The following is a 3,546-nucleotide window of genomic DNA, read 5'->3' on the forward strand; positions in this document are numbered from 1 at the left end:
TGAATATTGTAATATTATAAAATTATGTTCCAGATACGGGCGATTCCCGTTTTCATTCCGGAACGTTCCGGCAACGTTCTGTTTGTTCTTGTTCTTTCTCTGTTCTTCTCTACTCGGAGGATATAGCAAACGCGTGTTTTCGTTTGCGCCGAGAGACGGGAAATCGTTTTGTAAATTTCCGTTTTTTACTTCGTTTTGTTTTTCTTGGATGTTTTCCCAGGCCCATCTTTCGATGTTGATGTTTTCTAAAATCCGAATTCGATACGAATCTTCGCCCAATTCCCAGCTTGGAATATTATATTTCTCTAATTCTACTATGATTTCCCCGTTTTTCTCCCGCGCCTCTGCTGCCGCAATCGCCAACGCCCATTGATTTGCGCCGCTCGCTTTTTCTTGGATTGGGATCGTCTCGGTATTTCCGGTTTCTTGTATGAGTTCTTGATTTAAATTGCCGGTTGTGCTTTCTGGAATCAGCTCTTGATTTAAGTTGCCCGTTACGGTTTCTGAGATTTGTTTTTGGTTCAATTCAAAGGCTGCAACTTCTTGAATGTACTTTTGATTCAGGTCGCCGTTTTTAATTTTTTCGTTCAAGTTCCGGTCTGAATTTTCCAAAGCGAGTTCTTCATTTAATTCCCAGCTTACACTTTCCGGAATAGGTTCTTCGTTTAAATTATTCGTCGCAGTTTCAGAAATTTGTTTTAGAGGGTTCTCCGGGATGAGGTTCGGGCGTGACCATACAAAAATAGCGATCAGAGAAATTGCAAAGATTGCAGATGTTAGCGGATAGAGATTAGATGTTAGGCATCGCGCTTCTAACTCAATATTTCCCCTACGGGTCGAAATATAATGTTTCAATCTGCATCGCACCATTTTAATCTTTTTATATATCCCTTGTTCAAAAAAGGCCGTCATTCCGGACGGCCTCCAATATGGATTTCGATATATTACAGGGCTATAAATTGTGATTACAATAGACAATTGCAATCACAATTTTTAAAAAAAATCTATATAATTTGTGAAATAAATGGTTGAGGCTTATCTCAAATCGGTTCCACCCGCTAAAAATTGTTTGGAACAACAGTTTGTTTTTTGGGGGGTGAGGTTGAGTTTCTCGTCGCGAGTCGCTCACAACGAAGTTGTGAAATAAACGCGATCTATTGAGCGACCCCTATATAGATAACTCGGAAAAATTTTAACTCTGACCCCTAATAACTCCGTGGTCTTTGAGGTCCTTTTCACTGAGCCCGGTAATTCGGAGAATAACTTCCAGACTCAAACCTTCCGCAAACATCTTACGGGCGGTTTCGATCTTACCTTCGATCTTACCTTCGATCTTACCTTCGATCTTACCTTGTTGAATCAATTTTTCTGCAGTCGTCATCGTCCACTCCTCATACTTCTCCAATCTCGCGTTATGAAGGATTTCCCTAAGTTCGGTCGGCTTGATTTCCTTGATACTGTAAATATATAAAAATAATTTCTTAAATATTGCAACTCTTTTAGATTCATCTTCAAGATCATTTAAGATCCAAAACAATTCGGGTAAGTGACGCGCAAACTCCATATCCACTTCGTGAGCTTTTTGCATCACTCCAAAGATCGCTTGTAACGTGATACTTTCTATTTCTTCCTTTAATTCTACTCCGGAAAGATCAAACAAGTCGATCTTAAAATCCGGAACATACTCTTTAAAAACTTCGCTTTCTTCTGCAGTCAATTTAAACTCATTCCAAAAACGATCGCCAAGTTTCCATTCCTTCTCTCCGTGGTAAAATACGAACGGAATTATTATCGATAACTTTTCTCCGTTCCTAAGTTGGTTCCTATAGATTTCTGCAAGATAACCGAGTAGTTGGATATAAATTCTATTATCTAAATAACTTTTGTGTTCAAATAAGAGGTAGATGTTCGCTTGATTGCCGGACTTTAACGGAATTTTAAATAACAAATCCGTTTGCTCTTCTTTTAACTCCTCTGAAACAAAACTCGATTCCGATAACTCTAACTTCTCCAAGTCCAGTAGGTTCAATACTTTCAATGCCAACGTGTCCTTGAAAAACGATATTGTTTCCGTTTTCTCCCGTAACGTTTCTTGGATCACGCGGTCGTGAGGATTGTTGACTTTAGACATTCTATATCCTCGCTTATATCGTCTATGAGTCAATTCCCTTTCCGGATCGGATCACAAACGCCGGTTCGGAAAGTATGAATCAAGTATTCAGAAAATTAAATCGAATGCAAGAGGCTTCAGAAATTTCGATTTCTTCCGTGTCCCTATTCTCTTTCATTTAAGCGTAAGCGGTTTGGACATTTACCCATGATTTTTCCGGAAAAGCCACATCTGTTCACTCTTTTGGCCCGGGGTAATCGAAAAATCCCTCCCCTTTTTTGAAATAATTTCCAACTTTTCCGCAACCTTTCCCCGCAGGCCCGCTCTATTTATTCAACAGGAGTTAATACCAAATGGCGATCATTCTATCGTTCTTTATCGGGCACTGGTTTTTATCCGCTTTTGTCCAGTCGTTCTTTCTTCACAGATATGCGGCCCACGCGATGTTCAAAATGAACAAATTCTGGGAAAAGTTTTTTTATATTTTCACTTGTGTAGCCCAAGGCTCCTCCTTCTTAAATCCGCGCGCTTATGCGATCATGCACAGACAACACCACGCTTATAGCGATACCGGAAAAGATCCGCATTCTCCGGTCGCTTCCAAAGGTTTTTTGGATATGATGTGGAAAACCGCGCTCAACTACGAAGCGATCTTGGAAGAAAAAAGAAGCGTGGAAAAAGAATTCAAAGGGAACTATCCCGAGTGGCCCGCAATCGACGTACTCAGCAATTCCTGGACTTTCAGATTGTTTTGCGGAACCCTTTACACGTTATTCTATCTTTACTTCGTTCCTGCGGGACAGTACGGATGGTATCTGTTACTACCGATCCACTGGGTGATGGGACCGCTTCACGGTGCGATCGTGAACTGGTGCGGTCATATGTACGGTTACAGAAATCATAAAAAAAATCCGGACAACTCAAAAAACACTCTGCTTGTCGACTTTATGATCGCGGGCGAATTGTATCAAAACAATCACCACGCTCATCCCAATTCTCCGAACTTTGCGTTCCGCTGGTTCGAACTGGATCTTACGTATCAAGTGATGAAGGTTCTTCACATACTGAAAATCATCAAAATCCAAAGAGCCGTTTGGACCGCAAAAGGGAGAAAAGTGCTCCGCGGATCGGACGTTTCCGTGGAGTCAGTCGCCGCCTAACTCTTGTAATTCGGTAGAATCGACCGCGATTGCGGAGTTTTCTACCGAATTGGATCGAATCTTTTTTTATTTACGAAGGTTTCTTCCGATTTCATCGAAGTATCGCTTGTTGCTCGGAGTTCGAAGGTTGAAATTTGGGGCGAATCCAGTCCAGCCCTTGCATGTAAGAGCTGGACTGGACCGCGCTTTCAGCTCCAATCAACAAATTGATAGATCGTCCTAAAAGCGAAATTTTTTCGTCATTTCAATTTGTTGATTCCGCTTCAATCGCTTTCG

General features: G+C 41.2%; 2 protein-coding genes and 1 pseudogene. 1 reads left to right on the top strand and 2 read right to left on the bottom strand.

All coding sequences use genetic code 11. The annotated features are described in order from the left end of the window. Nucleotides 1-591: pseudogene (locus LEP1GSC194_RS22160) on the bottom strand (hypothetical protein); the annotation flags it as partial. 601 nt (nt 592-1,192) lie between these two features. Continuing rightward, the gene (locus LEP1GSC194_RS04875) at nt 1,193-2,131 is read right to left on the bottom strand and encodes an Rpn family recombination-promoting nuclease/putative transposase (protein WP_020772570.1); all 939 of its coding nucleotides are present in this window, start codon (nt 2,129-2,131) and stop codon (nt 1,193-1,195) included. A gap of 332 nt (nt 2,132-2,463) precedes the next feature. Here LEP1GSC194_RS04875 and LEP1GSC194_RS04880 point away from each other — a divergent pair, with 332 nt between their 5' ends. Beyond that, nucleotides 2,464-3,270: an acyl-CoA desaturase gene (locus LEP1GSC194_RS04880; RefSeq protein ID WP_020772571.1), complete on the top strand. Its 807-nt coding sequence runs from the start codon at nt 2,464-2,466 to the stop codon at nt 3,268-3,270. Nucleotides 3,271-3,546 lie beyond the last annotated feature (276 nt).

The sequence above is a fragment of the Leptospira alstonii serovar Sichuan str. 79601 genome, assembly GCF_000347175.1.
In the GTDB taxonomy this organism is placed as follows: Bacteria; Spirochaetota; Leptospiria; order Leptospirales; family Leptospiraceae; genus Leptospira; species Leptospira alstonii.

Excerpts from the sequence above, each read along its gene's own strand:
- LEP1GSC194_RS04880 (WP_020772571.1), top strand. The coding sequence starts at position 2,464 with ATGGCGATCATTCTATCGTTCTTTATCGGGCACTGGTTTTTATCCGCT.
- LEP1GSC194_RS04875 (WP_020772570.1), bottom strand. The coding sequence starts at position 2,131 with ATGTCTAAAGTCAACAATCCTCACGACCGCGTGATCCAAGAAACGTTA.